Raw genomic sequence first — 24,141 nt, forward strand, 5'->3', positions numbered from 1 at the left:
GGTGGTCGCCTTCGCCACTGGTGTTCCTTCCTATATCTACGCATTTCACCGCTACACAGGAAATTCCACCACCCTCTACCATACTCTAGCTCGTCAGTTTTGAATGCAGTTCCCAGGTTGAGCCCGGGGATTTCACATCCAACTTAACGAACCACCTACGCGCGCTTTACGCCCAGTAATTCCGATTAACGCTTGCACCCTCTGTATTACCGCGGCTGCTGGCACAGAGTTAGCCGGTGCTTATTCTGTCGGTAACGTCAAAACAATTACGTATTAGGTAACTGCCCTTCCTCCCAACTTAAAGTGCTTTACAATCCGAAGACCTTCTTCACACACGCGGCATGGCTGGATCAGGCTTTCGCCCATTGTCCAATATTCCCCACTGCTGCCTCCCGTAGGAGTCTGGACCGTGTCTCAGTTCCAGTGTGACTGATCATCCTCTCAGACCAGTTACGGATCGTCGCCTTGGTGAGCCATTACCTCACCAACTAGCTAATCCGACCTAGGCTCATCTGATAGCGCAAGGCCCGAAGGTCCCCTGCTTTCTCCCGTAGGACGTATGCGGTATTAGCGTCCGTTTCCGAGCGTTATCCCCCACTACCAGGCAGATTCCTAGGCATTACTCACCCGTCCGCCGCTCGCCACCAGGTACAAGTACCCGTGCTGCCGCTCGACTTGCATGTGTTAGGCCTGCCGCCAGCGTTCAATCTGAGCCATGATCAAACTCTTCAGTTCAAACATCTTTGGGTTTTTAAGAAACCCTAAACTTGGCTCAGCAATCGTTGGTTATCTTTGATTTCTCGCGGAGTAACTTGTGATGCTGATAATCTTGTTGACTATCAGTCTGACTCCACAAGCACCCACACGAATTGCTTGATTCAGTTGTTAAAGAGCGGTTGGTTAAGATCTTTCGTCTCAACCGAGGCGCGCATTCTACAGCAGCCTCTGTTGCTGTCAAGCGGTTATTTTCAGAAGCTTTCAAAGTTTCCTTTGCAACTTCAACCACTTGCGCTTCCGATCTCTCGTTAGCGGGAGGCGAATTCTACAGCGTTACTCGCTGCTGTCAACACCTCTTTTTCTCCGCTTTCGACCGAGAAGATCGAACCGTCGATAAGGCGAAAACACACTGCCCTACCAACTCCTTCTGGCTTCGATGAACTGAAGCGTAACCACTGCCGAAAATCGCGTAACTCTTTGTTTACCAAGGAGTTTTCCGTTTCGACTGCGCCGGAAGTGGGGCGAATTATAGACTTCCAGAATCTGCCGTCAACACCAATTTTCACATTTCTGTCATATAAGCCCAAAAACCCCGAAAACACGAAGGCCGACCTCAAGAGGTCGGCCTTCTTCCCTTCTACTTACAAGCTAGGGAATGCGAATTGTGAAGCTTCATGGCTCGCTCGCTGCGGCCAGCGCTGGGTAATAGCCTTGCGACGAGTGTAGAAACGCACGCCATCCGGACCATACGCATGCAAATCGCCAAACAGCGAACGCTTCCAACCGCCAAAGCTGTGATAAGCCACTGGCACCGGCAACGGCACGTTGACGCCGACCATGCCCACTTCAATCTCATCGCAGAACAACCGCGCCGCTTCCCCATCACGGGTAAAGATGCAGGTGCCATTGCCATATTCGTGATCGTTGATCAGTTGCATCGCTTCTTCCAGGCTGTTGACCCGAACAACGCACAGCACTGGCCCAAAGATCTCTTCTTTATAGATGCGCATTTCTGGCGTGACGTTATCGAACAGACAACCGCCCAGGAAGAAACCTTCCTCATGACCGGCCACGCTCAGACCACGACCATCCACCACCAAAGTCGCACCTGCTGAAACGCCGTCTTCTATATAGCCACTGACTTTATCGCGAGCCTGACCGGAAACCAGCGGTCCCATATCCAGGCCACAGGTCGTACCGGCACCGATTTTCAACGCCTTGATCTGCGGAGTCAGTTTGGCCACCAACGCATCGGCCACCTGATCACCGACGCACACGGCCACCGAGATCGCCATGCAGCGCTCACCGCACGAACCGTACGCCGCGCCCATCAATGCGCTGACTGCGTTATCCAGATCCGCATCCGGCATCAATACCGCGTGGTTTTTCGCCCCGCCCAGCGCCTGGACACGTTTGCCTCGCTTGGTGCCTTCGGCGTAGATGTATTCGGCAATCGGCGTCGAGCCGACAAAGCTCAGGGCTTTGACTTCCGGCGCTTCAATCAAGGCATCCACCGCAGCCTTGTCGCCATGCACCACACTCAGCACGCCTTTCGGCAGGCCGGCTTCCAACAGCAACTGAGCAATCAGTAGCGTCGAGCTTGGATCGCGCTCGGACGGTTTGAGGATAAAGCAGTTACCGCAGACGATCGCCAGCGGATACATCCACAGCGGCACCATGGCCGGGAAGTTGAACGGGGTAATACCGGCCACCACGCCCAATGGCTGGAAATCCGACCAGGCATCAATGTTCGGCCCAACGTTACGGCTGTACTCGCCCTTGAGAATTTCCGGTGCAGCACAGGCGAACTCGACGTTCTCGATCCCGCGCTTCAATTCACCGGCCGCATCTTCCAGGGTCTTGCCATGTTCTTCACTGATCAGTTGGGCGATGCGGGCTTCGTTCTGTTCCAGCAATTGCTTGAAGCGGAACATCACCTGAGCACGCTTGGCCGGCGGAGTATTACGCCAGGCCGGAAACGCAGCTTTGGCCGAGTCGATGGCTTTTTGAATGGTTTCACGGCTGGCCAATGGCAGCTTATGGATCGCCTGACCGGTGGACGGGTTGAACACGTCGGCCGTACGACCGTCTTCGGTCACCAGTTCGCCATTGATCAAATGCGGGATAAGGCTCATGCGGGGCTCCTGAAAAGTTGTCCACAGGCGCCCGCTAAAGGACGCCTTTATAGAGAGGGAAAAATCAGTCGATCTTGTTCAGCACTTCGCCGACCGCGTCGAACAGGCGATCGAGGTCTTGCGGCTTGCTGTTGAAGGTTGGGCCGAACTGCAGGGTGTCGCCGCCGAAGCGCACGTAGAACCCGGCTTTCCACAGCGCCATGCCGGCTTCGAACGGACGAACGATGGCATCGCCGTCGCGAGGCGCAATCTGGATAGCACCGGCCAACCCGTAGTTACGAATGTCGATGACGTTCTTGCTGCCCTTCACACCGTGCAGTGCGTTTTCGAAATGCGGTGCGATCTCCGCCACGCTCTGCACCAGATTTTCCTTTTGCAGCAGGTCGAGTGCTGCCAAGCCTGCGGCGCAAGCCACCGGGTGTGCGGAATAGGTGTAGCCGTGCGGGAATTCCACCGCGTACTCAGGCGTCGCCTGGTTCATGAAGGTCTGATAGATCTCGGAGCTGGCAATCACTGCGCCCATCGGGATCGCGCCGTTGGTGACTTGCTTGGCAATGCACATCAGGTCCGGCGTCACACCAAAGCTGTCGGCACCGAACATCGAACCGGTACGACCGAAACCGGTGATCACTTCGTCGAACACCAGCAGGATGTTGTGCTGATCGCAGATCTCGCGCAGACGCTTGAGGTACCCCTGCGGCGGAACCAGCACGCCAGCGGAGCCGGCCAATGGCTCGACGAATACCGCTGCGATGTTCGAGGCATCGTGCAGTTCGATCAGCTTGAGCAATTCATCCGCCAGCGCGATACCACCCTGCTCCGGCATGCCACGAGTGAAAGCATTGCTCGCCAACAAGGTGTGCGGAAGATGATCGACATCCATCATCGCCTGACCGAACAGTTTGCGGTTGCCGTTCACGCCGCCGAGGCTGGTGCCGGCGATGTTCACGCCGTGATAACCACGAGCGCGACCAATCATCTTGGTCTTGGTCGCCTGGCCTTTCAGGCGCCAGTAGGCACGAACCATTTTCACCGCCGTGTCCGCACACTCGGAACCCGAGTCGGTGAAGAACACGTGATTCAGATTGCCTGGGGTCAGGTCGGTGATTTTCTCGGCCAACTGGAACGACAGCGGATGACCGTACTGGAAGCCCGGCGAGTAATCGAGGGTGCCCAATTGCTTGGCCACCGCTTCCTGGATTTCCTTGCGGGTGTGCCCGGCGCCGCAGGTCCACAGACCCGAGAGCGAATCGTAGACCTTGCGGCCCTTGTCGTCTGTCAGCCAACTGCCCTCGGCCGCCACGATCAGTCGCGGGTCGCGCTGGAAATTGCGGTTCGCGGTGTAGGGCATCCAGTGAGCATCGAGCTTGAGCTGGCTGGCCAGGGAAGTCGGGGCGTTTTCAGGCACGTTCATGGGCAAAACCTCGCAGAGCAAATAAGCGGCGTGGAGATCAAAAGCGTTCTTGCAGCTAAATTGCCACGGGGATAAAGTCGATGAAATCCAACTTTTCTAACCTTCAGTCAGCCAGCTACTAAACTTTGAGTAAACAAAGCATGAGCAGCCGTCGTCCCGATCCGCTGGCGCAAGTCAGTGACTTTGATATCCGCCTGTTGCGGATTTTTCGCAGTGTCGTGGAATGCGGCGGCTTCTCCGCGGCAGAATCGGTGCTGGGGATCGGTCGCTCGGCGATCAGCCAGCAGATGAGCGATCTGGAGCAACGCCTGGGCCTGCGTCTGTGCCAGCGAGGTCGCGCCGGTTTTTCCCTGACCGAAGAAGGCCGCGAGGTCTACCAATCAGCGCTGCAACTATTAAGTGCGCTGGAAAGTTTCCGCACCGAGGTCAACGGCCTCCACCAACACTTGCGCGGTGAGTTGACCATCGGCCTGACTGACAACCTGGTCACCCTGCCCCATATGCGCATTACTCATGCCCTGGCGCAGTTGAAGGAGCGTGGCCCGGACGTACAGATCCAGATCCGCATGATCGCGCCCAATGAAGTCGAACAAGGCGTGCTCGACGGTCGCTTGCATGTCGGCGTGGTGCCGCAAGCCAGCGCGCTATCGGGGCTGGAATATCAACCGCTCTACAGCGAACGCTCGCTGCTGTATTGCGCGGTCGGCCATCCGTTGTTCTATGTCGACGACAAACAATTGGACGATGAACGCCTCAATAGCCAGGACGCCATCGCCCCGACTTTCCGCTTACCCGCCGAGATTCAGGCCCACTATCAGGCGCTCAACTGCACCGCCAGTGCATCGGATCGCGAAGGTATGGCATTTCTGATTCTGACCGGGCGCTACATCGGTTACCTGCCGGATCACTACGCCAGCCTTTGGGTGCAGCAAGGCAGATTACGTGCGCTGAAACCCAAGGCACGTTTTTATGACCTGAGCCTCGCATCGGTTACACGCAAGGGCCGTCGCCCGCATCTGGTTCTGGAGAGCTTTTTGGAAAGCCTGGCGGCGACGCGCTGAACACTTGCTCGCGAAGGCGGTGTGTCAGTTGCATAAATATCGACTGACACACCGCCTTCGCGAGCAAGCCCGCTCCCACAGGGATTATGGTGTTCAGGTTTTATCGCAACAGGACTTGTCTGCGGCCTGCGGGTGCGCTATCAACGCATCTGGTTGCACCCATTTACCTGTTCGGAAGTGCCTATGACCTTTGAAGTCCCAGCCCACGGCGGCAAACCCGCCAGCCGCATTCGTCAGAAGAACGAAGAGACCATCATCAAAGCCGCCGAAGACGAGTTCGCCCGTCACGGGTTCAAAGGCACCAGCATGAACACCATCGCGCAGAATGCCGGGTTGCCCAAAGCGAATCTGCATTACTACTTCACCAACAAACTCGGTTTGTACGTGGCGGTGCTGAGTAACATCCTTGAATTGTGGGACAGCACCTTCAATACCCTGACTGTCGAGGATGATCCGGCAGAAGCATTGACGCGATACATCCGCGCAAAAATGGAGTTCTCCCGGCGCCAGCCACAGGCTTCGCGGGTCTTCGCCATGGAGGTCATCAGCGGCGGCGAATGCCTGAGCGCGCATTTCAACCAGGACTATCGCATCTGGTTTCAGGGCCGGGCGGCGGTGTTTCAGGCGTGGATCGACGCCGGCAAAATGGACCCGGTCGACCCGGTGCACCTGATCTTCCTGCTGTGGGGCAGCACCCAGCATTACGCCGATTTTTCCACGCAGATCTGCCGTGTCACCGGGCGCACCAAGTTGACCAAGCAAGACATGGAAGACGCCGGCAACAACCTGATCCGCATCATTCTCAAAGGCTGCGGCCTGACGCCTGCTATCTAAGACACCTATGCCTTTTACCCTCAGCGGCTTTTGCGAATACCGCGAAGAGATTCGCAAAAGCCGCTTCATCACCCTCGCCGGGCCAATCACCAGCGCAGCTGATGCTCAAGCGTTCATCGAGCAGCACAGTGATTTGAGCGCCTCGCACAATTGCTGGGCCTGTAAGCTCGGCGATCAATACCGCAGCACTGACGATGGCGAACCCGGCGGCACCGCTGGACGGCCGATTCTGGCAGCGATCGAAGCGCAGGATTGCGATCAGGTCGCGGTACTGGTGATCCGCTGGTATGGCGGCATTCAACTGGGCACCGGCGGCCTCGCCCGGGCCTATGGCGGCGGTGCCAACAAATGCCTGCAAGGGGCGCCGAAGGTCGAGCTGATCAGCCGGGTGCCGGTCAGTTGTGCCTGTGCGTTTGGCGAGTTGGCCCTGGTGAAGCTTCGGGTAGCGGAACTGGGCGGTTTGGTCGTGGAAGAAACCTTCACGGCCAATGGCGTGGAACTGCAATTGGCGATCGGCGATCGGCAGATAGAGACCTTGCAGATGCAGCTGGCGGATTTGAGTCGCGGGCGCATTTTGTTGCAGCGATAAAAGAAAGATCAAAAGATCGCAGCCTTCGGCAGCTCCTATTCCGACCGTGTACTTGAGTAAGGAATGCAATCCTGTGAGAGCCGCCGAAGGCTGCGATCTTTTGGGGCGCCCCGATTTGCCCTGCATTCGATACTTGCCCACATCTGCTGTGCACCCGGCTGTGGATAACCTGAGCACATTCCGCTGTAACCCTTCTGTCATGCGGCTTTGCGGGCTTTGCTCATTTTTCATCCAAATCCCCAGCAACAACATTTATTCCACGTAAAAACAATCAGTTAGAGCGGTTTATCGCCATTAGTAGAAAGCCCCTCAGTGCTTATGCCCCTCCGGTCGGCTTGCGCACAGATACTGTGGAACAACCTGTGGATAACCCGTTCATGGCTGGCGCTGCCCCCTGTCTGACATAGCTTGCAGGCTACTGCTCGTTTTTTGATCAATTCACCGCGCGCAAAACCGGAGCCTGATCAAAGAACGTGCCCTCAAGTGGTGCCTGATTCGGAATTGGAATATGACAAGGACCGCCCACAACGCCTATGCCAGCAAGGCCTTGCCAATTTCCTGACTCAATGGCCAGGAAATTGCTTTATCCCCAGGCATAACTTCTGTCGACCTGAGCCTGTCATGTCCAACCCTGTGCCGATCCCCGATCAAATACCTCGCCTGCAACTGCGCAGAATCAGCAAACGTTACCCCGGTTGCCTGGCCAACGATGCCATCGACTTGAGCATTGCACCCGGTGAAATCCACGCCCTGCTCGGCGAAAACGGTGCGGGCAAAAGTACACTGATGAAGATCATCTACGGCGTCGCTCACGCCGACTCAGGGGAGATGATCTGGCAGGGCCAGCGCGTGACCATGCGCAACCCGGCCCAGGCTCGCGGCCTCGGGATCGGTATGGTGTTCCAGCACTTCTCGCTGTTCGAAACCCTGAGCGTGGCACAGAACATCGCGCTGGCAATGGGCGCGGCGGCGGGAACACCGAAGCAGCTTGAGCCGAAGATTCGTGAAGTGTCCCAACGCTACGGCATGGCCCTGGAACCGGAGCGACTTGTCCACAGCCTGTCCATCGGCGAGCGTCAGCGGGTGGAAATCATTCGCTGCCTGATGCAAGACATCCGCCTGTTGATTCTCGATGAGCCGACATCGGTACTGACTCCGCAAGAGGCGGATGAGTTGTTCGTCACTTTGCGCCGACTGGCGACCGAGGGCTGCAGCATTCTGTTTATCAGCCACAAGCTCGGCGAAGTACGCGCGTTGTGCCACAGCGCCACGGTGTTGCGCGGCGGCCGGGTGGCCGGGCATTGCGTGCCGGCGCAGTGCTCGGATCGGCAACTGGCGCACTTGATGGTCGGTGAAGCCGCCGAGCTGATCACCGAGTATCCAAAGGTCATTGGCGCTGATTCTTTTTTGAATGTGACGGGATTGTCCTGGCATAACCCGGACCCGTTCGGCTGCTCCCTGAAGGACATTGATCTCGACGTGCGCAGCGGCGAAATCGTGGGGGTCGCCGGAGTGGCCGGCAATGGTCAGGATGAGTTGCTGGCCTTGCTCAGTGGAGAAGAACGACTGTCCCGCGATGACAGCGCAACGATCAGTTTCGGCGGGCAACCGGTGGCGCATCTGCGGCCGGATGCACGACGTAAACTTGGCCTGGCATTCGTCCCTGCCGAGCGTCTGGGCCACGGCGCGGTGCCGGAGCTGAGCCTGGCAGATAACGCCCTGCTCACTGCATTTCAACAGGGGCTGGTCAGCAATGGGCTGATCCAGCGCGGCAAGGTCGAAGCGCTGGCCGAAGACATTATCCGCCGCTTCGGGGTCAAGACACCCGATGCCCAGGCTCCGGCTCGCAGCCTGTCCGGCGGCAACTTGCAGAAATTCATCCTCGGCCGGGAAATCCTTCAACAGCCTAAATTGCTGGTGGCCGCGCACCCGACCTGGGGCGTGGACGTCGGCGCAGCCGCGACCATTCACCGGGCGTTGATTGCCTTGCGCGATGCTGGCGCGGCGATCCTGGTGATCTCCGAAGACCTCGACGAACTGTTCCAGATCAGCGACCGCCTCGCTGCGTTGTGCGCAGGTCGATTGTCGCCCCTGAAGGCTACCGTCGACACCCGCCTGATCGACGTTGGCGGCTGGATGGCCGGCCAGTTCGACACACCTCAATCACCTGCCCCCGTCACGCTTTAACGGAGTGTCACATGCTGCTTTCTCTCGAACCCCGTGGCCAGCAATCTCGCCTGATGGTGTGGTGCTCGCCGTTACTGGCGGCCGTGTTGACGCTGGGCTGTGGCTCGCTTCTGTTTATCGCCCTGGGCCACGATCCGTTGCTGACCTTGCACACGTTGCTGATTGCACCGATAAGCGACTTGTACGGCGTCTCCGAATTGTTGGTCAAAGCGCTGCCGATTCTGCTCTGCGCATTGGGCCTGGCGGTGGCGTATCAGGCGCGGATCTGGAATATCGGCGCCGAAGGTCAGTTGCTGCTCGGCGCCCTCGCTGGCAGTGCGCTGGCGGTAAACATCATCGATATGCAAAGTCGCTGGGCGCTGGCGCTAATCCTACTGGTCGGCACCTTGGCCGGTGCTGCATGGGCCGGACTGACGGCGTGGTTGCGCACGCGCTTCAACGCCAATGAAATCCTCACCAGCATCATGCTCAATTACATCGCCCTGAACCTGCTGCTGTTCTGCGTCCACGGCCCGCTGAAGGACCCGGCCGGGTTCAACTTTCCAGAGTCGGCGATGTTCGGCGATGCCAGTCGACTGCCGCTGTTGATGGAGGACGGTCGGGTTCATGCGGGGGTGTATTTCGCCTTGCTCGCGCTGGTGGCGGTGTGGGTGTTACTGCAGAAAAGCTTTGTCGGCTTCCAGATCAAAGTACTCGGGCTGGACAAGCGCGCCGCAGGTTTCGTCGGCTTTCGCGAGAAGCGGCTGATCTGGCTGGCGTTGTTGATCAGCGGCGGCCTGGCGGGGTTGGCCGGGGTCTGCGAAGTCACCGGGCCGATCGGTCAATTGGTGCCGCAAGTCTCGCCGGGTTACGGCTATGCGGCGATCACCGTAGCGTTTCTCGGGCGGCTGAATCCCATCGGCATCCTGTTTTCCAGCTTGTTGATGGCGCTGCTGTACATCGGTGGCGAGAGCGCGCAGATGAGCATGAACCTGCCGCAAGCGATCACTCAACTTTTCCAAGGGATGATGCTGTTTTTCCTGCTGGCCAGTGACGTGCTGATTCTCTACCGCCCGCGTCTGAACCTGTGCTGGGTACGGCGCACTTCGACCACCGCTGTACACGCAGGAGCCTTGTGATGGATATCGATCTGCTGAGCAATATTTTCTACGCCATGGTTCGCTGCGGTACGCCGTTGTTGCTGGTGGCGCTGGGCGAGTTGATCTGCGAGAAGAGCGGCGTCCTCAACCTTGGTCAGGAAGGCATGATGCTGTTTGGTGCGGTGATCGGTTTCATCGTCGCGCTGAACAGCGGCAACCTCTGGCTTGGCGTGTTGCTGGCGATGCTCGCCGGGATGCTGTTGTCGTCGCTGTTTGCCCTGGTGGCGCTGGTGTTCAACGCCAATCAGGTGGCGACCGGGTTGGCGTTGACGATCTTCGGCGTGGGCCTGTCGACCTTTGTCGGCGCAGCGTGGGTTGGCAAACCGTTGGCGGGTTTCGAGCCGGTGGCGATTCCGTTGTTGAGTGAAATCCCGCTGATCGGGCGGATGCTGTTTGCCCAGGACTTGTTGGTGTACCTGTCGTTCGCGCTGTTCACGTTAGTGGCCTGGGTGATTCTGAAAAGTCGCGTCGGGTTGATTATTCAAGCAGTCGGCGAAAACCCGGATGCCGCCAGCGCCATGGGCTTGGCGGTGTTGCGAGTGCGTACGCTGGCGGTGCTGTTTGGCGGGGCGATGGCGGGGTTGGCCGGGGCTTATTTATCCCTGGCCTACACGCCGATGTGGGCGGAAAACATGAGTGCCGGTCGCGGCTGGATTGCCCTGGCGCTGGTGGTGTTTGCCAGTTGGCGGGTGTGGCGATTGTTGCTCGGAGCGTATCTGTTCGGTCTCGCCAGCATCCTGCATTTGGTGGCGCAGGGGTTAGGGCTGGCGATCCCGTCGAGCCTGCTGGCGATGCTGCCTTATGTCGCGACCATTGTGGTGTTGGTGCTGTTGTCCCGGGATGCCGTGCGCACACGGTTGTATGCGCCGGTTTCGTTGGGGCAGCCGTGGCGGGCCGGGCATTAGCGGAGGCTTCAAGGGCCTCATCGCGGGCAAGCCCGCTCCCACAGGTTTTGTGTCGGTCGAAAATTCCGTGTTCACCAAAATCACTGTGGGAGCGGGCTTGCCCGCGAAGGCGCCCGAACAGGCAACACTTGAACAACGCCCCACGCCAATTCAAAAAACAGGAAAATCACCAATAGCGAACTCGCCCCATGGGCCAAGGCATAAGCTAGCCAAGCCGAAAACAGAAACCTCCCCACCGCGTCATACCGCCCAAATACCTGCTGCGGATCACGAATCCGCAACACCGCCCAGACACACACAATCGAACCCAACAAATTCGCCATCAGCATGTGCATCGGCTCGAACGGTGGTAGCTCGCCAGGCAAATTGAAAGTCTGGCTCAGGCTCAAGAACACGCCATGCAATGCCGCAAAACTCCACGGCGTTACAAAAGCAGCAGTCACGATCAGGTCGTACCACGCACTGCCCCGCACTACTTGACGATATTGCGTTGAAGTCCACATCGGCATTGCTCCATAAATTCAGGGAGCAACAAGGCTAAAGCCTGGAGTATGCTCCAGGGTCAAGCCCTCTCGAGACCTCAAGATGCGCATCGGTGAATTAGCCCAGGCCAGCGCTGTCAGCCGCGACACATTGCGCTTTTACGAGCAGCGCGGATTGATCGCCGCGCAACGTAGCGCCAATGGTTATCGCGACTATCCGGCGGAGATGGTGCAGCTGGTGCTGTACATCAAGACCGCTCAGCGACTGGGCTTTACCCTCGGCGAGATCGGCAGCAGCGTCGCCGCGTTGTGGCAGGCGCCCGACCCAGCCAATGCCGTTACCCAACTGCTGCAAGACAAACTGAACCTGATCGAAACTCGCATCGCAGAACTCGATGTCTTGCGTCAGGAACTGCAACATCGGCTGAGCCAACGTTGTCCTTTGAATCCGTGATTTTCATCCATCAAGGAAGCCATTCATGTCCAAGGCAAAAAACGCACTCATCATCGGCGCCTCCCGGGGCTTGGGCCTCGGTCTGGTGAAAACCCTGCTGGCCGATGGTTGGCAAGTCACCGCCACCGTGCGCAACCCGCAGAGCGCCGAAGCCTTGCAAGCGTTAGGCAATGTGCAAATCGAAAAACTCGACATGGACGATCAGCAAGCAGTCATCGCCCTTAGCCAGCAACTCAAAGGCGAGGTGTTCGATCTGTTGTTCGTGAATGCCGGGGTCAAGGGGCCGGAGGTCCAGACGCCGGGCGGCGCGACGTTGGCCGAGGTGGGTCAGCTGTTCTTCACCAACGCCGTGGCGCCGATCAACCTCGCTCAGCGTTTCGTCGGGCAAATTCGTGAAGACAGCGGCGTGCTGGCGTTCATGAGTTCGGTGCTGGGCAGTGTGACCATGCCCGACGCGCCGGAACTGGCGCTGTACAAGGCCAGTAAAGCAGCGCTGAACTCCATGACCAACAGCTTCGTCACGCAATTGGGCGAACAGAAACTCACCGTGCTGTCGCTGCACCCGGGTTGGGTGAAGACTGATATGGGCGGTGAAGGCGCGGACATTGATGTTGAAACCAGTACCCGCGGGTTGATTGATCAGGTGAATGCGTATGCCGGCAAGGGCGGGCATCATTTTGTGAATTACCGGGGTGAGACCATTCCCTGGTAACACCACATTCCCCTGTGGGGGCCGGGCTTGCCTGCGATAGCATCACCTCGATATCACTGAAAGACCGAGGTGCCTGCATCGCGGGCAAGCCCGGCTCCCACAGGGTTCTGCATCGTCTGGTCGGGGAGGCTTGCCCGCGAAGCTTTTTTGTTCGAAACTCCGCACCTCGCCCCCCCCCCGCGGCGACCCTGGATCAGCAGACAGGGCAACACTGAGCTGGCAACCCTGAACCCAACTTTCAGAGGAGCCGGCCACCATGCCTGCGACCCGTACCTGGTTAAAAAATCCCCTCGCCATTTTCACGGCCAACGCGCTCGATGCCCGTGGCGGTCTGGTTGTGCAAGACGGCTTGATCGTCGAAGTGCTTGCCGCCGGCCAGCAACCGTCCGCGCCCTGTGACCACGTTTTCGATGCTCGCGAACACGTGATCCTGCCAGGGCTGATCAACACCCATCACCACTTCTATCAAACCCTGACCCGTGCCTGGGCACCGGTGGTTAATCAGCCGTTGTTCCCGTGGTTGAAAACCCTCTATCCGGTCTGGGCTCGCCTTACCCCTGAAAAACTTGCCCTCGCCACCAAAGTCGCGTTGGCCGAATTGCTGCTGTCCGGTTGCACCACAGCCGCCGACCACCATTACCTGTTTCCGGAAGGCCTGGAAAACGCGATCGATGTGCAGGTCGAGAGTGTTCGCGAACTGGGGATGCGCGCCATGCTCACTCGCGGTTCCATGAGCCTTGGCGAAAAAGACGGCGGCCTGCCACCGCAGCAAACCGTCCAGGAAGGCGAAGTGATCCTCGACGACAGCCAACGTCTAATCGCCGCGTACCACGAGCGCGGCGATGGGGCGCAGATTCAGATCGCGCTGGCGCCCTGCTCACCGTTCTCGGTGACCCCGCAAATCATGTCCGCCAGCGCCGAACTAGCGAACACCCTCGACGTGCGCCTGCACACGCACCTGGCGGAAACCCTCGACGAAGAAGACTTCTGCCTGCAGCGTTTCGGTCTGCGCACCGTTGATTATCTGGACAGCGTCGGCTGGCTCGGGCCGCGTACCTGGCTGGCCCACGGCATTCATTTCAACCCCGACGAAATCGCCCGACTCGGCGCGGCCGGCACGGGCATTTGCCATTGCCCGAGTTCGAACATGCGCCTGGCTTCCGGCATTTGCCCGACGCTGGACCTGACCGCTGCGGGTGCGCTGCTGGGTCTGGGCGTAGACGGTTCGGCATCCAACGATGCGTCGAACATGATCCTCGAAACCCGCCAGGCGCTGTACATCCAGCGGCTGCGTTACGGCGCGGAAAAAATTACGCCGGAATTGGTGCTGGGCTGGGCGACCAAAGGCTCGGCGAGTTTGCTCGGGCGCAGCGATATCGGTGAACTGGCGGTGGGCAAGCAGGCGGATCTGGCGCTGTTCAAACTGGATGAACTGCGCTTCTCCGGCAGCCATGATCCGGTGTCGGCGCTGCTGCTCTGCGGCGCAGATCGGGCGGACCGGGTGATGGTCGGTGGCAAGTGGCGGGTGATCGACGGGCAGGTTGAAGGACTGGATCTGAAAGGGTTGATTGCCGATCACAGCCAGGCAGCTCGGCAGTTGATCGCCGGTACCTGACACAACACCAAACAAATGTGGGAGACGCCCGCACCAGTGGATGGCGTGGATTGGTGAGGGCGCACCGGGATGGTTCTGTGGTGGTCGTCAGGGGCTCTTCGCGGGTAAGCCTCGCTCCTACGGGATTTACGCAGGTCATGTGGGAGCGAGGCTTGCCCGCGATGGCCGTTACGCGATTTCGATCCATTTGTTGTCCTGTTGGTCAGCAATTTGCATTGCCCTCCTCCATCTCACAACAAAATGGAGTTCCAGTTCATGCAAAAACGTCCGTTGAAGCAGCTGTTTTGCGCTGTCGCCGCAGCCATCGGTCTGAGCGCCAGTCTGACCGCCAGTGCCGCCGACCCGCTGAAAGTCGGCTTCGTCTATATCGGCCCGATCGGTGACCACGGCTGGACGTATCAGCATGAACAGGGACGCAAGGCGCTGACAGACAAATTCGGCGAGCAGATCACCACCAACTATGTGGAGAACGTCGCCGAGGGCGCCGATGCCGAGCGGGTGATCCGCAACATGGCCAAGGACAACTACGATCTGATCTTCACCACGTCTTTCGGCTACATGAACCCGACCCTGAAAGTCGCCAAGCAATTTCCCAAAGTGACCTTCGAACACGCCACCGGCTACAAGCAGGACAAGAACCTCGGCACTTACCTGGCACGCACTTATGAAGGCCGCTACGTCGGCGGTTTCCTCGCAGCGAAGATGACCAAGACCAAGAAAGTCGGCTACGTCGCCTCGTTCCCGATCCCGGAAGTCATCCGCGACATCAACGCCATTCAACTGGCCCTGAACAAGTACAACCCGGGCACCGAGATCAAAGTGGTGTGGGTCAATTCCTGGTTCGACCCGGGCAAGGAAGCCGACGCCGCCAACGCGCTGATCGACCAAGGCGTGGATGTGGTGTTCCAGCACACCGACAGCCCGGCACCGATCCAGGCGGCCGAACGTCGCGGTGTGTATGCCGTTGGTTATGCATCGGACATGGCGCACTTCGGGCCGAAAGCGGTGCTGACGTCTATCGTCAATGACTGGGGGCCGCATTACATTCAGGCGACTCAAAGCGTGCTCGACCACACATGGAAATCCCAGGATTACTGGGGCGGTCTGAAGGAAGGCACGGTTGAGCTGCCGATCAGCGACCTGGTGCCAGCTGCGGTGAAAACCGAAGCCGGGCAGATCATTACCGACATCAAGAGCGGTGCCCTGCATCCGTTCACCGGGCCGATCAAGGATCAGGCCGGTGTCGAGAAAATCCCGGCGAGCGCGACGGCAACCAATGCGCAACTGGCGTCGATGAACTACTACGTCGAAGGCATGAAGGCCCAGATGCCGAAGTAATTCCTTTGAGCCAAAACACAGTACCTGTGGGAGCGGGCTTGCCCGCAATAGCGGACTTTCAGTCAACAAAGATGTTGGATGTGCAGACGTCATCGCGGGCAAGCCCGCTCCCACAGGACTTTCTAGTGTTTTCCGGTCTGCGTACTCTTCAGGACAATCGCATGAACAGCCTCCCAATCATCGACATCAGCCCGCTCTACAACGCAGATCAAAACGCTTGGCAATCCATCGCCACACAAATCGACCGCGCCTGCCGCGAATGGGGCTTTTTCTATATCAAGGGCCACCCGATTTCGGCGGAGCGCATCGATGCCGTGCTCAACCACGCCCAACGTTTCTTCGCCCTGCCCACTACTGAAAAACTCAAGATCGACATCACCCAGACCCGCCACCACCGCGGCTATGGCGCCATCGCCACCGAGCAACTCGACCCCAGCAAACCCAGCGATCTGAAAGAAACCTTCGACATGGGCCTGCACCTGCCGGCTGATCATCCCGAGGTTATTGCGGAAAAACCTTTGCGCGGTCCCAACCGTCATCCGTCGATGCCCGGTTGGGAATCGCTGATGGAGCAACACTACGTCGACATGCAGGCGCTCGCTCAAACCCTGCTGCGAGCCATGACCCTGGCGTTGGGCATCGAGCGTGACTTCTTCGATAGCCGCTTCAAAGAACCGGTCAGCGTGCTGCGAATGATTCATTACCCCCCGCGCCACACGGCCAGCACCAAAGATCAGCAAGGTGCCGGCGCTCACACCGATTACGGTTGCATCACCCTGCTCTATCAGGATGCCGCTGGCGGTCTGCAAGTGCGCAATGTGCAGGGCGATTGGATCGATGCACCGCCGATCGAAGGCACGTTCGTGGTCAACCTCGGCGACATGATGGCGCGCTGGAGCAACGACCATTACCTGTCGACGCCACACCGGGTGATCAGCCCGTTGGGAGTGGATCGGTACTCGATGCCGTTCTTTGCCGAACCGCATCCCGACACCGCCATTGAATGCCTGCCCGGTTGCCAGGACGAACGGCATCCGGCGAAGTATCCGGCCACCACCTGCGCCGAATTCCTGCTGTCGCGCTTCGCCGATACCTACGCCTATCGACGGCAACAGGAAGCCGTGTAATGAACCGGCTGGTCAGGTTTTGCTCATTGTTTCTGCGGGCATCTGTAGAATGCCCTCATTGCACCTGATGAGATTTCAAAAATGTACGACTGGCTGAACGCTCTGCCCAAGGCAGAATTGCACTTGCACCTGGAAGGTTCGCTGGAGCCTGAGCTGCTGTTCGCCCTGGCCGAACGCAACAAGATCGCCCTGCCGTGGAGCGATGTCGAAACCCTGCGCAAGGCTTACGCCTTCAATAACCTGCAAGAGTTTCTCGACCTGTATTACCAAGGCGCCGACGTGTTGCGCACCTCTCAGGATTTCTACGACCTGACCTGGGCCTACCTGTTGCGCTGCAAGGCGCAGAACGTGATTCACACCGAACCGTTCTTTGACCCGCAAACCCACACCGACCGTGGCATCCCGTTCGAAGTAGTGCTCAACGGCATCGCCGCCGCATTGAAGGATGGCGAGCAGCAACTGGGCATCACCAGCGGTTTGATCCTCAGTTTCCTGCGTCACTTGAGTGAAGACGAAGCGCAGAAAACCCTCGACCAGGCGCTGCCGTTCCGCGACGCGTTTGTCGCCGTGGGCCTGGACAGCTCGGAGATGGGCCATCCGCCGAGCAAGTTCCAGCGGGTGTTCGATCGTGCGCGCAGCGAAGGCTTCCTGACCGTGGCCCACGCCGGTGAAGAAGGCCCGCCGGAGTACATCTGGGAAGCCCTCGACTTGCTGAAAATCCAGCGTATCGACCATGGCGTGCGCGCCATCGAAGACGAGCGCTTGATGCAGCGGATCATCGACGAGCAGATCCCGCTAACCGTGTGCCCGTTGTCGAACACCAAACTCTGCGTGTTCGATCACATGTCCCAGCACAACATCCTCGACATGCTCGAGCGCGGTGTAAAGGTCACGGTGAACTCCGATGACCCGGCCTACTTCGGCGGCTATGTCACCGAGAACTTCCACGCGCTGTACACCGATCTGGGCATGACCCAGGATCAGGCCAAGCGCCTGGCGCAGAACAGCCTGGATGCGCGGCTGGTAAAGTAGTAAGTAACACCGCAAAACACTGTGGGAGCGGGCTTGCCCGCGATGAGGCCAACTGTCTCAACATCGAGTCGGCTGACAGTCCGCTATCGCGGGCAAGTCGAATCGTCGCACCGCCGCTCCCACAGGAACTGTGTTCAGCCGACGATCTCTACTTCGCTCAATTCTTCCAACGTCTTGCCCCGGGTCTCCATCCCGAACATCCACACCACCCCCGCCGCAATCGCAAAGCACATCGCCCCCAGCGCAAACACCCCGCCTTGCCCGGTCATCGGGAACACCAGCCCGGTCACCAACGGCCCGAGCAACGACCCCACGCGGCCGATGGCTGAGGCGAACCCCGAACCCGTGGCGCGTGCCGATGTCGGGTACAACTCAGGGGTGTAGGTGTAGAGCACGGCCCACATGCCGAACAGAAAGAACTGCATCAGCAGCCCCGAGGTAATCAACAGACTGACGTTGCCGCCGAACACCGCACTCTGGCCATAAAGAAACGCCATGATCCCGCCGCCGAGCATCGTCACGACGCACACCGGTTTACGCCCCCAACGCTCCACCAGCCAGGCGGCCATGAGGAAACCGGGAATCCCGCCGAGAGAAATCAGCACCGTGTAATACACCGACTGGGTCACGGCGAAACCCGACTGTTGCAACAACGCACTGAGCCAGGACGTCAGGCCATAGAAACCCAGCAAAGCGAAGAACCACACGCTCCAGATCATCATCGTGCGCTGGCGATACTGCGGCGACCAGATCTCCCGTAACGCAGAGAAGAAAGTGCCCGGTTGACTCGCCATCCGTGGCAGGCGAATGGGTTCAGGCAGATCCGCACGGCCCAGTGAAGCCCGGACCCGATCTTCGATGCCGAGCAAGACCTTATCCGCCGCATCATGATGCCCGGCCTGCTCCAGCCAGCGCGGAGACTCGGGAATGAAAAAACGAATCGCCAGGACGAACACCGCCGGCACCGCCAACACCAGAAAAATGTCGCGCCAGCCAATCACCGGCAACAGGAAGTACGACAGCACTCCAGCCGCGACGAAACCGAGCGGCCAAAAACCATCCATCAATGCGATGTAACGCCCACGTCGCTTTGCCGGAATCAGCTCTGACAGCATCGACTGAGCAATCGGGAATTCCATGCCCATGCCGATCCCCAGCAAGACTCGGAACAGCGTCAGCGTTTCGACGTTCTGCGCCGTGGAGCATAGGTAGCTGGCGATACCCCACAGCACAATGCTCCACTGGAACACCGGTTTTCGCCCGAAGCGGTCGGCCAACATGCCGGACAGCGATGCACCCACGACCATGCCGAAGAAACTCGAACTGGCCAGCAACCCGGCCTGCGCCGTGCTCAGGCCGAACTCGGTTTTGATCGAGCCGAGGAGGAACGTCATCATCGCCAGGTCCATGGAGTCGAAGAAAAACGCCAAGGCAATGATGATGAAAATGATGCGGTGATAGCCGCTGATGGGCAGCCGTTCCAATCGTTCTGCCGCGCTGAAGTTTCGTGTTTCCATGCCACATTCCCCCAATCCTGAAAATCCCCGGATCGAGTGTGCGCGATAGCGGCTGGGGATTATTGCTAAATGCGACCTGTCCACAGCTCTGAACGACGCCTGAAACAAAGATCCCGGACGTCGCACCTCAATGGCTCTAAAACGCCATTTCCAGCTCGGTTTCCTTGGCGAATCGATGGATTTCCCGCTGCCCCGCAGCGGTGATCTGCAAGGCTCGCGAATCGTTGGGCAGGCTCAACCAGCCGGACTGCATGAACAGCTGCAACAACGCAGCGCCCAGCGCCCCCCCCATGTGCGGGCGTCTTTCGCTCCAGTCCGGGCAAGCGCAGGCGACTCTGCTGTTGCGATGAGCCAGCGCCTGGATGAACACACCGCGTGTTGCCAATTGTGTAGCGCCCTTGTGAGTGATCATGACCCGCTGATCGAATTGCTCGATCCAGCCCGCATCCAGCAGACGCTGGTAGAGGTCGGCGGCCAGGGTACCGCCCAGATGGTCGTCGCAGAGTCTGGCCCGCAGCAGTGACGAAGGCGCCGCCTGAGGTTTGGCGATAGGGCTGGTGCGTTTGAAAACCTCTGGAATGTCCCGAGGCGCGCTGGCCAGGGTCGCGCTGGCCAAGGCCTCTATCGCGGCGCCGACTTCGGGCGCGGCAAGCCGGAAAAACCGTTTGCGTCCACGGGTTTCGACTTTCAACAGACCTCCGGCGGACAAACGCCCTAAATGCGCACTGGCCGAAGACGGCGACAGGCCGGCCAGCAACGCCAGCTCTTCGGTTTGCCGCGCCGAGCCGTCCATCAAGGCCCACATCATTGCGCTGCGCTTTGGGTCAGCCAGCAATGTGGCGATCTGGCTGATGCAAGGTGCATGTTCCATGTATTCACTCCCTGTTGAATCGTTTCGTCTACTGCTCAGAGACATCTTGACCAGTAATGTGTCGTCGGCCAAGACGCGAAAACCGTCATAAACCGGTAAAGCCACCCACTCACCCAGGCCATTGCTTCGCGGGTGCAATGAAGGTCCGGTGATGACCATTGGGTCTGACCGAATCGAACCTGAACTCGCCATTGCGAGGTCGACGGTGCGTACATCAGGCGAGCGCTAGTATAAGCGGGTTAACCGCCGGTTCCTGCCCTCGGGGGCCCATTGGTGGTGATAGTTCCTGACAGAAATTTCGCTATTTGCCTGCGACTAATGATCGACATCCGATTTCGTCGGAAATTGACTGCTTATACGAGCGCATCGGCTGGCAAGCATTTCCCGCAAAAGGTTCACCGGCTTACTCAATTGTGCGCGATGGGCGCACAGCAAATTCAGCGGTGCGCGCTCACAGAGCAGTTCCGGCATCAGCACTTTCAACCGACCGGCCAGTACATCGGCGGCGACATCGAGCCAGGACTTATACGCAATCCCCGCCCCCGCTACGGCCCACAGACGCACAACATCGGCGTCGTCACTGAAGCGATCGCCACTGACCGTCAGGCTCACTTCGCGTTTGCCATCGTGGAAACTCCAGTGATCGTGGACCCGGCTGCCGAGCATGAACAACAGGCAATTGTGCTGAGCCAGTTGCTCCAGATGCCGAGGTTCGCCATGCCGGGCCAGATAACTCGGCGCTGCACAGAGCACGCGACGGTTCTGCGCAGCGATGGGCAACGCCACCAGGCTCGAGTCTTCCGGCTCGCCATAACGCAGGGCAATGTCCACCGGTTGGCGGAACAGGTCGGCGATGCGGTCGCCCAGCAGCAACCGTACCGTGAGTTTCGGATGCTCGCGCTGAAACTCGTCGAGCCATGGCAACAGCAGGTTGCGACCGAAATCCGAAGGCGCCGACAGCTGCAAAATCCCGCTGACCTGATCTTGCCCGCTGGCCAGCAAGCGGCGGCCCTCATCGAGATTGCTCAAGGCTGCCCGGGCGTATTCCAGAAAGCCCTCGCCTTCAGCGGTCAGGCGCAGGCTGCGGGTAGAACGGGCGAGCAAGCGCGCGCCGAGTTGCTGTTCGATGCGCTTCAACGCCGCACTGGCCACTGCCGCCGACATATCCATCACCCGCGCCGCCGCCGACAGACTGCCCAGGTCCGCAGCCCGAACGAACAACTGCAAGTCATCGAAACGCAACATCGTCAGCCCCGATTATCAAAAAAATATTGAAAGAGACTGCTCTTTTAGCGGGTTTTATCTTGCCGGGAAATAACCAATCATCTGTCCCATCGAAATCATTCCCTCTGAGGAACCCACCATGAAAGCCATTGCCTACTACGCCTCCCTGCCCATCAGCGACGAAAAATCCCTGCAAGACATCGAACTGCCAGAACCGGTCGCCGGCCCGCGCGACCTGTTGGTGGAGGTCAAAGCCATCTCGGTCAACCCGGTGGACACCAAGGTCCGCCAGAACGTCCAGCCTGAAGGTGGCGCGGCAAAGGTGCTGGGCTGGGACGTGGCCGGTGTGGTCAAGGCTGTCGGCAGCGAAGTGACCTTGTTCAAGGCTGGCGACAAGGTGTTCTACGCCGGCTCCATCGCCCGTGCCGGCGGCAATAGCGAGTTGCATGTGGTGGACGAGCGAATCGTCGGCCATATGCCGAAAACCCTCGGTTTCGCCGAAGCCGCCGCCCTGCCGCTGACCGCCATCACCGCGTGGGAACTGCTGTTCGAACGCCTGCAAGTGCGCGAAGACAAAACCGATGAAGGCCAGAGCCTGCTGATCGTCGGTGCCGCTGGCGGCGTGGGTTCGATCCTCACGCAACTGGCCAGCCAGCTCACCGGGCTGAAGGTCATTGGCACCGCTTCCCGTGCACAAACCCAAAGCTGGGTGCGTGACCTGGGCGCCGACCAGGTGATCGATCATAGCCAGCCGCTGAGTGAAGAACTCAAACGTGCGGGGTTCGAGCATGTGACCCACGTCGCCAGCCTGACCCAGACCGATCAACATCTGGATCAACTGGTAGAGGCGTTGGCGCCGCAAGGCAAACTGGCGTTGATCGATGACCCGAAGTCGCTGGACGTGACCAAGCTCAAGCGCAAGAGCCTGTCACTGCACTGGGAATTCATGTACACCCGCTCGCTGTTCGAAACCGCAGACATGATCGAGCAGCACAAACTGCTCAACCGCGTCGCCGGGCTGATCGATGCGGGCACGTTGAAAACCACGGTCGGCGAACACTTCGGGACCATCAACGCAGCCAACCTGCGTCGTGCCCATGAACTGCTGGAGAGCGGCAAGTCCAAGGGCAAGATTGTGCTTGAAGGGTTCTGACCCAAGGATCAAAAGATCACAGCGCCTACAGGGGATGACCGAAATATCCGGGATGTACTTCGCCGTCCCCTGTTGCCGTCAGTCAGAGAATTGACCGTTGTCACAATTGCGATCGTATTCGGGTCTACAATCGAAAGCTCTGCGAACAATCATTTACGTGATGTCTTTTGCGAGACGTCTTTTACAAGAGGAGCTCCGCAATGAAGATCCTGATAAAAGAAGTGGCAACATCCCGCTGGCAGGTCCGCCTGGATCAACACGCTGTGATGTTTCGCAGTGAAGCCGAAGCGCTAGCCTTCACTAAAACGCTTGAAGCGCGCTTGCACGCGCCCCATCAGTTTCCCGACCGTCAGCAGCGCGCTGCTGGCTGAGTCCGTCCTCATACCTGGGCTTGCGTCAACGCCCGGGCATTTTGCAAACGTCGGGTGAGCGTCGCCGCGCTCACCACCAGAATCCCGCACAGGCTGATGACCATGGCCATCGGCATGGCGCTGCCATCGTGCAAAACACCCACCAATGCTGCGGCCCCGGCGGCGACGCTGAACTGCAGGCAACCGAGCATCGCCGAGGCACTGCCCGCCCGCGCGCCCTGCCCGTTCATGGCGCAGGCCGAGGCGTTGGGCACAATGCAACCCAGGCTGGCGATGCAGAGGAAAAGCGGAATCAGCAACGGCCACAACTGCGCGGTGTGCAACGCGCTGACCGCCAACAGAGCCAGACCGCCCGCCAGATAGAGCCAGACAGTACGCGCCAGTAAAAAGGCCGGACCGCGCTTGGCCAGCATCCGGGCATTGACCTGGGCCACCAGAATGAAACCCGCCGCGTTAATGCCGAACAGCCAGCCGAAATGCTCGGCCGGCACGCCATAGAGTTTGATGAAGACGAACGGTGAACCGGCGATGTAGGCAAACATCCCGGCGATGGCGACACCACCGGTCAGGGCATGGCCGAGGAAGATGGGGTCCGCCAACAACCGGCCGTACTGACGCAGCGCGCCCGACAACGGTTGGCGCGGCACATGGGCCGGCAGACTTTCCGGCAGCCCGAGGGCCACTGCCAATCCTGCCAGTGCACTGAAACCGGTCAGCACCAGAAAGATCGATTGCCAGCCAGTCGTGTTGACCAACAACCCGCCCAGCATTGGCGCAAGAATCGGCGCCAGGCCCATCACCAGCATCAACTGCGAAAAGACCTTCGCCGAACCCACCGCATCGCATTTATCGCTGACCACCGCCCGCGAAATCACCATGCCCGCGCAACCGCCCAGCGCCTGGACGAAACGTGCGCCGATCAACCACTCCAGCGTCGGCGCATAGGCACAGGCCAATGAAGCGACGGTGAACAAGCCGACACCTGTCAGCAAGGGAATCCGTCGCCCGAAGCGATCCGCCACCGGGCCGTACGCCAGTTGGCCAATGGACAGGCCAAGGAAATAGGCCGCCAGGGTCAGTTGAACGTGTTTTTCGTCGGTGCCGAAAGCGAGCGCCATCGCCGGGAACGCCGGCAAATAGAAATCGATCGCCAGCGGACCGAAAGCGCTCAAGGCGCCGAGAATCAGGATTGTACGGAGGTTCATCAGGCGTCCAGGTTAGGCATGCAGGTTGGCCATGGATCGGCAGGCCAACAGTCTAGCCG

General features: G+C 59.2%; 21 protein-coding genes and 1 rRNA gene (1 of these 22 running past the window's edge). 14 read left to right on the top strand and 8 right to left on the bottom strand.

Annotation, left to right across the window (positions count from 1 at the left end; genetic code table 11):
• The 3 genes from PSH65_RS28255 to PSH65_RS28265 form a co-directional block, all read right to left on the bottom strand.
• Positions 1-735, bottom strand: a 16S ribosomal RNA gene (locus PSH65_RS28255); it reaches 804 nt to the left of the window's first position.
• A gap of 623 nt (positions 736-1,358) precedes the next feature.
• The gene (locus PSH65_RS28260) at positions 1,359-2,852 is read right to left on the bottom strand and encodes a CoA-acylating methylmalonate-semialdehyde dehydrogenase (RefSeq protein ID WP_305423706.1); all 1,494 of its coding nucleotides are present in this window, start codon (positions 2,850-2,852) and stop codon (positions 1,359-1,361) included.
• Between the two features lie 64 nt (positions 2,853-2,916).
• Entirely contained in the window at positions 2,917-4,266 is a 1,350-nt protein-coding gene (locus tag PSH65_RS28265; protein WP_305423707.1) for an aspartate aminotransferase family protein, read from the bottom strand.
• Between the two features lie 140 nt (positions 4,267-4,406).
• On the opposite strand from PSH65_RS28265, the gene PSH65_RS28270 reads away from it, so the two are divergent.
• The 6 genes from PSH65_RS28270 to PSH65_RS28295 all read left to right on the top strand — a co-directional run bounded on the left by PSH65_RS28270 (position 4,407) and on the right by PSH65_RS28295 (position 10,981).
• A complete protein-coding gene (locus tag PSH65_RS28270; protein WP_008006295.1) occupies positions 4,407-5,327 on the top strand; it encodes a LysR family transcriptional regulator in 921 nt (306 codons plus the stop codon).
• Positions 5,328-5,510: 183 nt separating this feature from the next.
• Positions 5,511-6,161 (top strand): TetR/AcrR family transcriptional regulator, encoded by a 651-nt coding sequence (locus PSH65_RS28275; RefSeq protein ID WP_305423709.1) that lies wholly within the window; start codon positions 5,511-5,513, stop codon positions 6,159-6,161.
• Between the two features lie 7 nt (positions 6,162-6,168).
• A complete protein-coding gene (locus PSH65_RS28280; protein WP_305423711.1) occupies positions 6,169-6,750 on the top strand; it encodes a YigZ family protein in 582 nt (193 codons plus the stop codon).
• A 621-nt stretch (positions 6,751-7,371) separates the two neighbouring features.
• A complete protein-coding gene (locus tag PSH65_RS28285; RefSeq protein ID WP_305423712.1) occupies positions 7,372-8,937 on the top strand; it encodes an ABC transporter ATP-binding protein in 1,566 nt (521 codons plus the stop codon).
• An 11-nt stretch (positions 8,938-8,948) separates the two neighbouring features.
• Positions 8,949-10,055: an ABC transporter permease gene (locus PSH65_RS28290; RefSeq protein ID WP_305423713.1), complete on the top strand. Its 1,107-nt coding sequence runs from the start codon at positions 8,949-8,951 to the stop codon at positions 10,053-10,055.
• Positions 10,055-10,981 (top strand): ABC transporter permease, encoded by a 927-nt coding sequence (locus PSH65_RS28295; protein ID WP_305423714.1) that lies wholly within the window; start codon positions 10,055-10,057, stop codon positions 10,979-10,981. Before PSH65_RS28290 ends, PSH65_RS28295 begins: the two co-directional genes overlap by 1 nt.
• A gap of 80 nt (positions 10,982-11,061) precedes the next feature.
• Here PSH65_RS28295 and PSH65_RS28300 read toward each other — a convergent pair whose 3' ends face one another.
• Positions 11,062-11,484 carry a hypothetical protein gene (locus PSH65_RS28300; RefSeq protein ID WP_305423716.1) on the bottom strand — a complete coding sequence of 141 codons (423 nt, stop codon included), beginning with the start codon at positions 11,482-11,484 and terminating at the stop codon, positions 11,062-11,064.
• Between the two features lie 82 nt (positions 11,485-11,566).
• On the opposite strand from PSH65_RS28300, the gene PSH65_RS28305 reads away from it, so the two are divergent.
• The 6 genes from PSH65_RS28305 (at position 11,567) to PSH65_RS28330 (ending at position 17,741) form a co-directional block, all read left to right on the top strand.
• Positions 11,567-11,917: a MerR family transcriptional regulator gene (locus tag PSH65_RS28305; RefSeq protein ID WP_095053005.1), complete on the top strand. Its 351-nt coding sequence runs from the start codon at positions 11,567-11,569 to the stop codon at positions 11,915-11,917.
• 25 nt (positions 11,918-11,942) lie between these two features.
• Positions 11,943-12,629 (top strand): SDR family oxidoreductase, encoded by a 687-nt coding sequence (locus PSH65_RS28310; protein ID WP_305423722.1) that lies wholly within the window; start codon positions 11,943-11,945, stop codon positions 12,627-12,629.
• 256 nt (positions 12,630-12,885) lie between these two features.
• Positions 12,886-14,244, top strand: coding sequence for an 8-oxoguanine deaminase (locus PSH65_RS28315; RefSeq protein ID WP_305423724.1), 1,359 nt, complete (start codon positions 12,886-12,888; stop codon positions 14,242-14,244).
• Between the two features lie 255 nt (positions 14,245-14,499).
• Positions 14,500-15,582 carry a BMP family ABC transporter substrate-binding protein gene (locus tag PSH65_RS28320; protein WP_305423726.1) on the top strand — a complete coding sequence of 361 codons (1,083 nt, stop codon included), beginning with the start codon at positions 14,500-14,502 and terminating at the stop codon, positions 15,580-15,582.
• Positions 15,583-15,743: 161 nt separating this feature from the next.
• Positions 15,744-16,709, top strand: coding sequence for a 2-oxoglutarate and iron-dependent oxygenase domain-containing protein (locus PSH65_RS28325; RefSeq protein WP_305423728.1), 966 nt, complete (start codon positions 15,744-15,746; stop codon positions 16,707-16,709).
• An 81-nt stretch (positions 16,710-16,790) separates the two neighbouring features.
• Positions 16,791-17,741: an adenosine deaminase gene (locus PSH65_RS28330; protein WP_305423730.1), complete on the top strand. Its 951-nt coding sequence runs from the start codon at positions 16,791-16,793 to the stop codon at positions 17,739-17,741.
• 134 nt (positions 17,742-17,875) lie between these two features.
• Here the strand turns inward: PSH65_RS28330 and PSH65_RS28335 are convergent, their stop codons facing one another.
• The 3 genes from PSH65_RS28335 to PSH65_RS28345 form a co-directional block, all read right to left on the bottom strand.
• Positions 17,876-19,258, bottom strand: coding sequence for an MFS transporter (locus PSH65_RS28335; protein WP_305423731.1), 1,383 nt, complete (start codon positions 19,256-19,258; stop codon positions 17,876-17,878).
• A gap of 136 nt (positions 19,259-19,394) precedes the next feature.
• Positions 19,395-20,129: a helix-turn-helix transcriptional regulator gene (locus PSH65_RS28340; RefSeq protein ID WP_305423732.1), complete on the bottom strand. Its 735-nt coding sequence runs from the start codon at positions 20,127-20,129 to the stop codon at positions 19,395-19,397.
• A 315-nt stretch (positions 20,130-20,444) separates the two neighbouring features.
• The gene (locus PSH65_RS28345) at positions 20,445-21,374 is read right to left on the bottom strand and encodes a LysR family transcriptional regulator (RefSeq protein ID WP_305423733.1); all 930 of its coding nucleotides are present in this window, start codon (positions 21,372-21,374) and stop codon (positions 20,445-20,447) included.
• 118 nt (positions 21,375-21,492) lie between these two features.
• Here PSH65_RS28345 and PSH65_RS28350 point away from each other — a divergent pair, with 118 nt between their 5' ends.
• Complete coding sequence (locus PSH65_RS28350) at positions 21,493-22,506, top strand: zinc-binding alcohol dehydrogenase family protein (protein WP_305423735.1); 1,014 nt, start codon at positions 21,493-21,495, stop codon at positions 22,504-22,506.
• A gap of 200 nt (positions 22,507-22,706) precedes the next feature.
• Positions 22,707-22,877 carry a hypothetical protein gene (locus tag PSH65_RS28355; protein WP_305423736.1) on the top strand — a complete coding sequence of 57 codons (171 nt, stop codon included), beginning with the start codon at positions 22,707-22,709 and terminating at the stop codon, positions 22,875-22,877.
• Positions 22,878-22,885: 8 nt separating this feature from the next.
• On the opposite strand, the gene PSH65_RS28360 is transcribed toward PSH65_RS28355, so the two are convergent.
• Positions 22,886-24,082: a multidrug effflux MFS transporter gene (locus PSH65_RS28360; RefSeq protein WP_305423738.1), complete on the bottom strand. Its 1,197-nt coding sequence runs from the start codon at positions 24,080-24,082 to the stop codon at positions 22,886-22,888.
• Positions 24,083-24,141: the final 59 nt, after the last annotated feature.

Source organism: Pseudomonas sp. FP603, assembly GCF_030687415.1.
In the GTDB taxonomy this organism is placed as follows: Bacteria; Pseudomonadota; Gammaproteobacteria; order Pseudomonadales; family Pseudomonadaceae; genus Aquipseudomonas; species Aquipseudomonas wuhanensis.

Excerpts from the sequence above, each read along its gene's own strand:
- PSH65_RS28315 (WP_305423724.1), top strand. The coding sequence starts at position 12,886 with ATGCCTGCGACCCGTACCTGGTTAAAAAATCCCCTCGCCATTTTCACG.
- PSH65_RS28360 (WP_305423738.1), bottom strand. The coding sequence starts at position 24,082 with ATGAACCTCCGTACAATCCTGATTCTCGGCGCCTTGAGCGCTTTCGGT.
- PSH65_RS28280 (WP_305423711.1), top strand. The coding sequence starts at position 6,169 with ATGCCTTTTACCCTCAGCGGCTTTTGCGAATACCGCGAAGAGATTCGC.
- PSH65_RS28355 (WP_305423736.1), top strand. The coding sequence starts at position 22,707 with ATGAAGATCCTGATAAAAGAAGTGGCAACATCCCGCTGGCAGGTCCGC.
- PSH65_RS28320 (WP_305423726.1), top strand. The coding sequence starts at position 14,500 with ATGCAAAAACGTCCGTTGAAGCAGCTGTTTTGCGCTGTCGCCGCAGCC.
- PSH65_RS28325 (WP_305423728.1), top strand. The coding sequence starts at position 15,744 with ATGAACAGCCTCCCAATCATCGACATCAGCCCGCTCTACAACGCAGAT.
- PSH65_RS28330 (WP_305423730.1), top strand. The coding sequence starts at position 16,791 with ATGTACGACTGGCTGAACGCTCTGCCCAAGGCAGAATTGCACTTGCAC.
- PSH65_RS28290 (WP_305423713.1), top strand. The coding sequence starts at position 8,949 with ATGCTGCTTTCTCTCGAACCCCGTGGCCAGCAATCTCGCCTGATGGTG.
- PSH65_RS28260 (WP_305423706.1), bottom strand. The coding sequence starts at position 2,852 with ATGAGCCTTATCCCGCATTTGATCAATGGCGAACTGGTGACCGAAGAC.
- PSH65_RS28265 (WP_305423707.1), bottom strand. The coding sequence starts at position 4,266 with ATGAACGTGCCTGAAAACGCCCCGACTTCCCTGGCCAGCCAGCTCAAG.
- PSH65_RS28335 (WP_305423731.1), bottom strand. The coding sequence starts at position 19,258 with ATGGAAACACGAAACTTCAGCGCGGCAGAACGATTGGAACGGCTGCCC.
- PSH65_RS28305 (WP_095053005.1), top strand. The coding sequence starts at position 11,567 with ATGCGCATCGGTGAATTAGCCCAGGCCAGCGCTGTCAGCCGCGACACA.
- PSH65_RS28340 (WP_305423732.1), bottom strand. The coding sequence starts at position 20,129 with ATGGAACATGCACCTTGCATCAGCCAGATCGCCACATTGCTGGCTGAC.
- PSH65_RS28310 (WP_305423722.1), top strand. The coding sequence starts at position 11,943 with ATGTCCAAGGCAAAAAACGCACTCATCATCGGCGCCTCCCGGGGCTTG.
- PSH65_RS28295 (WP_305423714.1), top strand. The coding sequence starts at position 10,055 with ATGGATATCGATCTGCTGAGCAATATTTTCTACGCCATGGTTCGCTGC.
- PSH65_RS28345 (WP_305423733.1), bottom strand. The coding sequence starts at position 21,374 with ATGTTGCGTTTCGATGACTTGCAGTTGTTCGTTCGGGCTGCGGACCTG.
- PSH65_RS28350 (WP_305423735.1), top strand. The coding sequence starts at position 21,493 with ATGAAAGCCATTGCCTACTACGCCTCCCTGCCCATCAGCGACGAAAAA.
- PSH65_RS28300 (WP_305423716.1), bottom strand. The coding sequence starts at position 11,484 with ATGTGGACTTCAACGCAATATCGTCAAGTAGTGCGGGGCAGTGCGTGG.
- PSH65_RS28270 (WP_008006295.1), top strand. The coding sequence starts at position 4,407 with ATGAGCAGCCGTCGTCCCGATCCGCTGGCGCAAGTCAGTGACTTTGAT.
- PSH65_RS28275 (WP_305423709.1), top strand. The coding sequence starts at position 5,511 with ATGACCTTTGAAGTCCCAGCCCACGGCGGCAAACCCGCCAGCCGCATT.
- PSH65_RS28285 (WP_305423712.1), top strand. The coding sequence starts at position 7,372 with ATGTCCAACCCTGTGCCGATCCCCGATCAAATACCTCGCCTGCAACTG.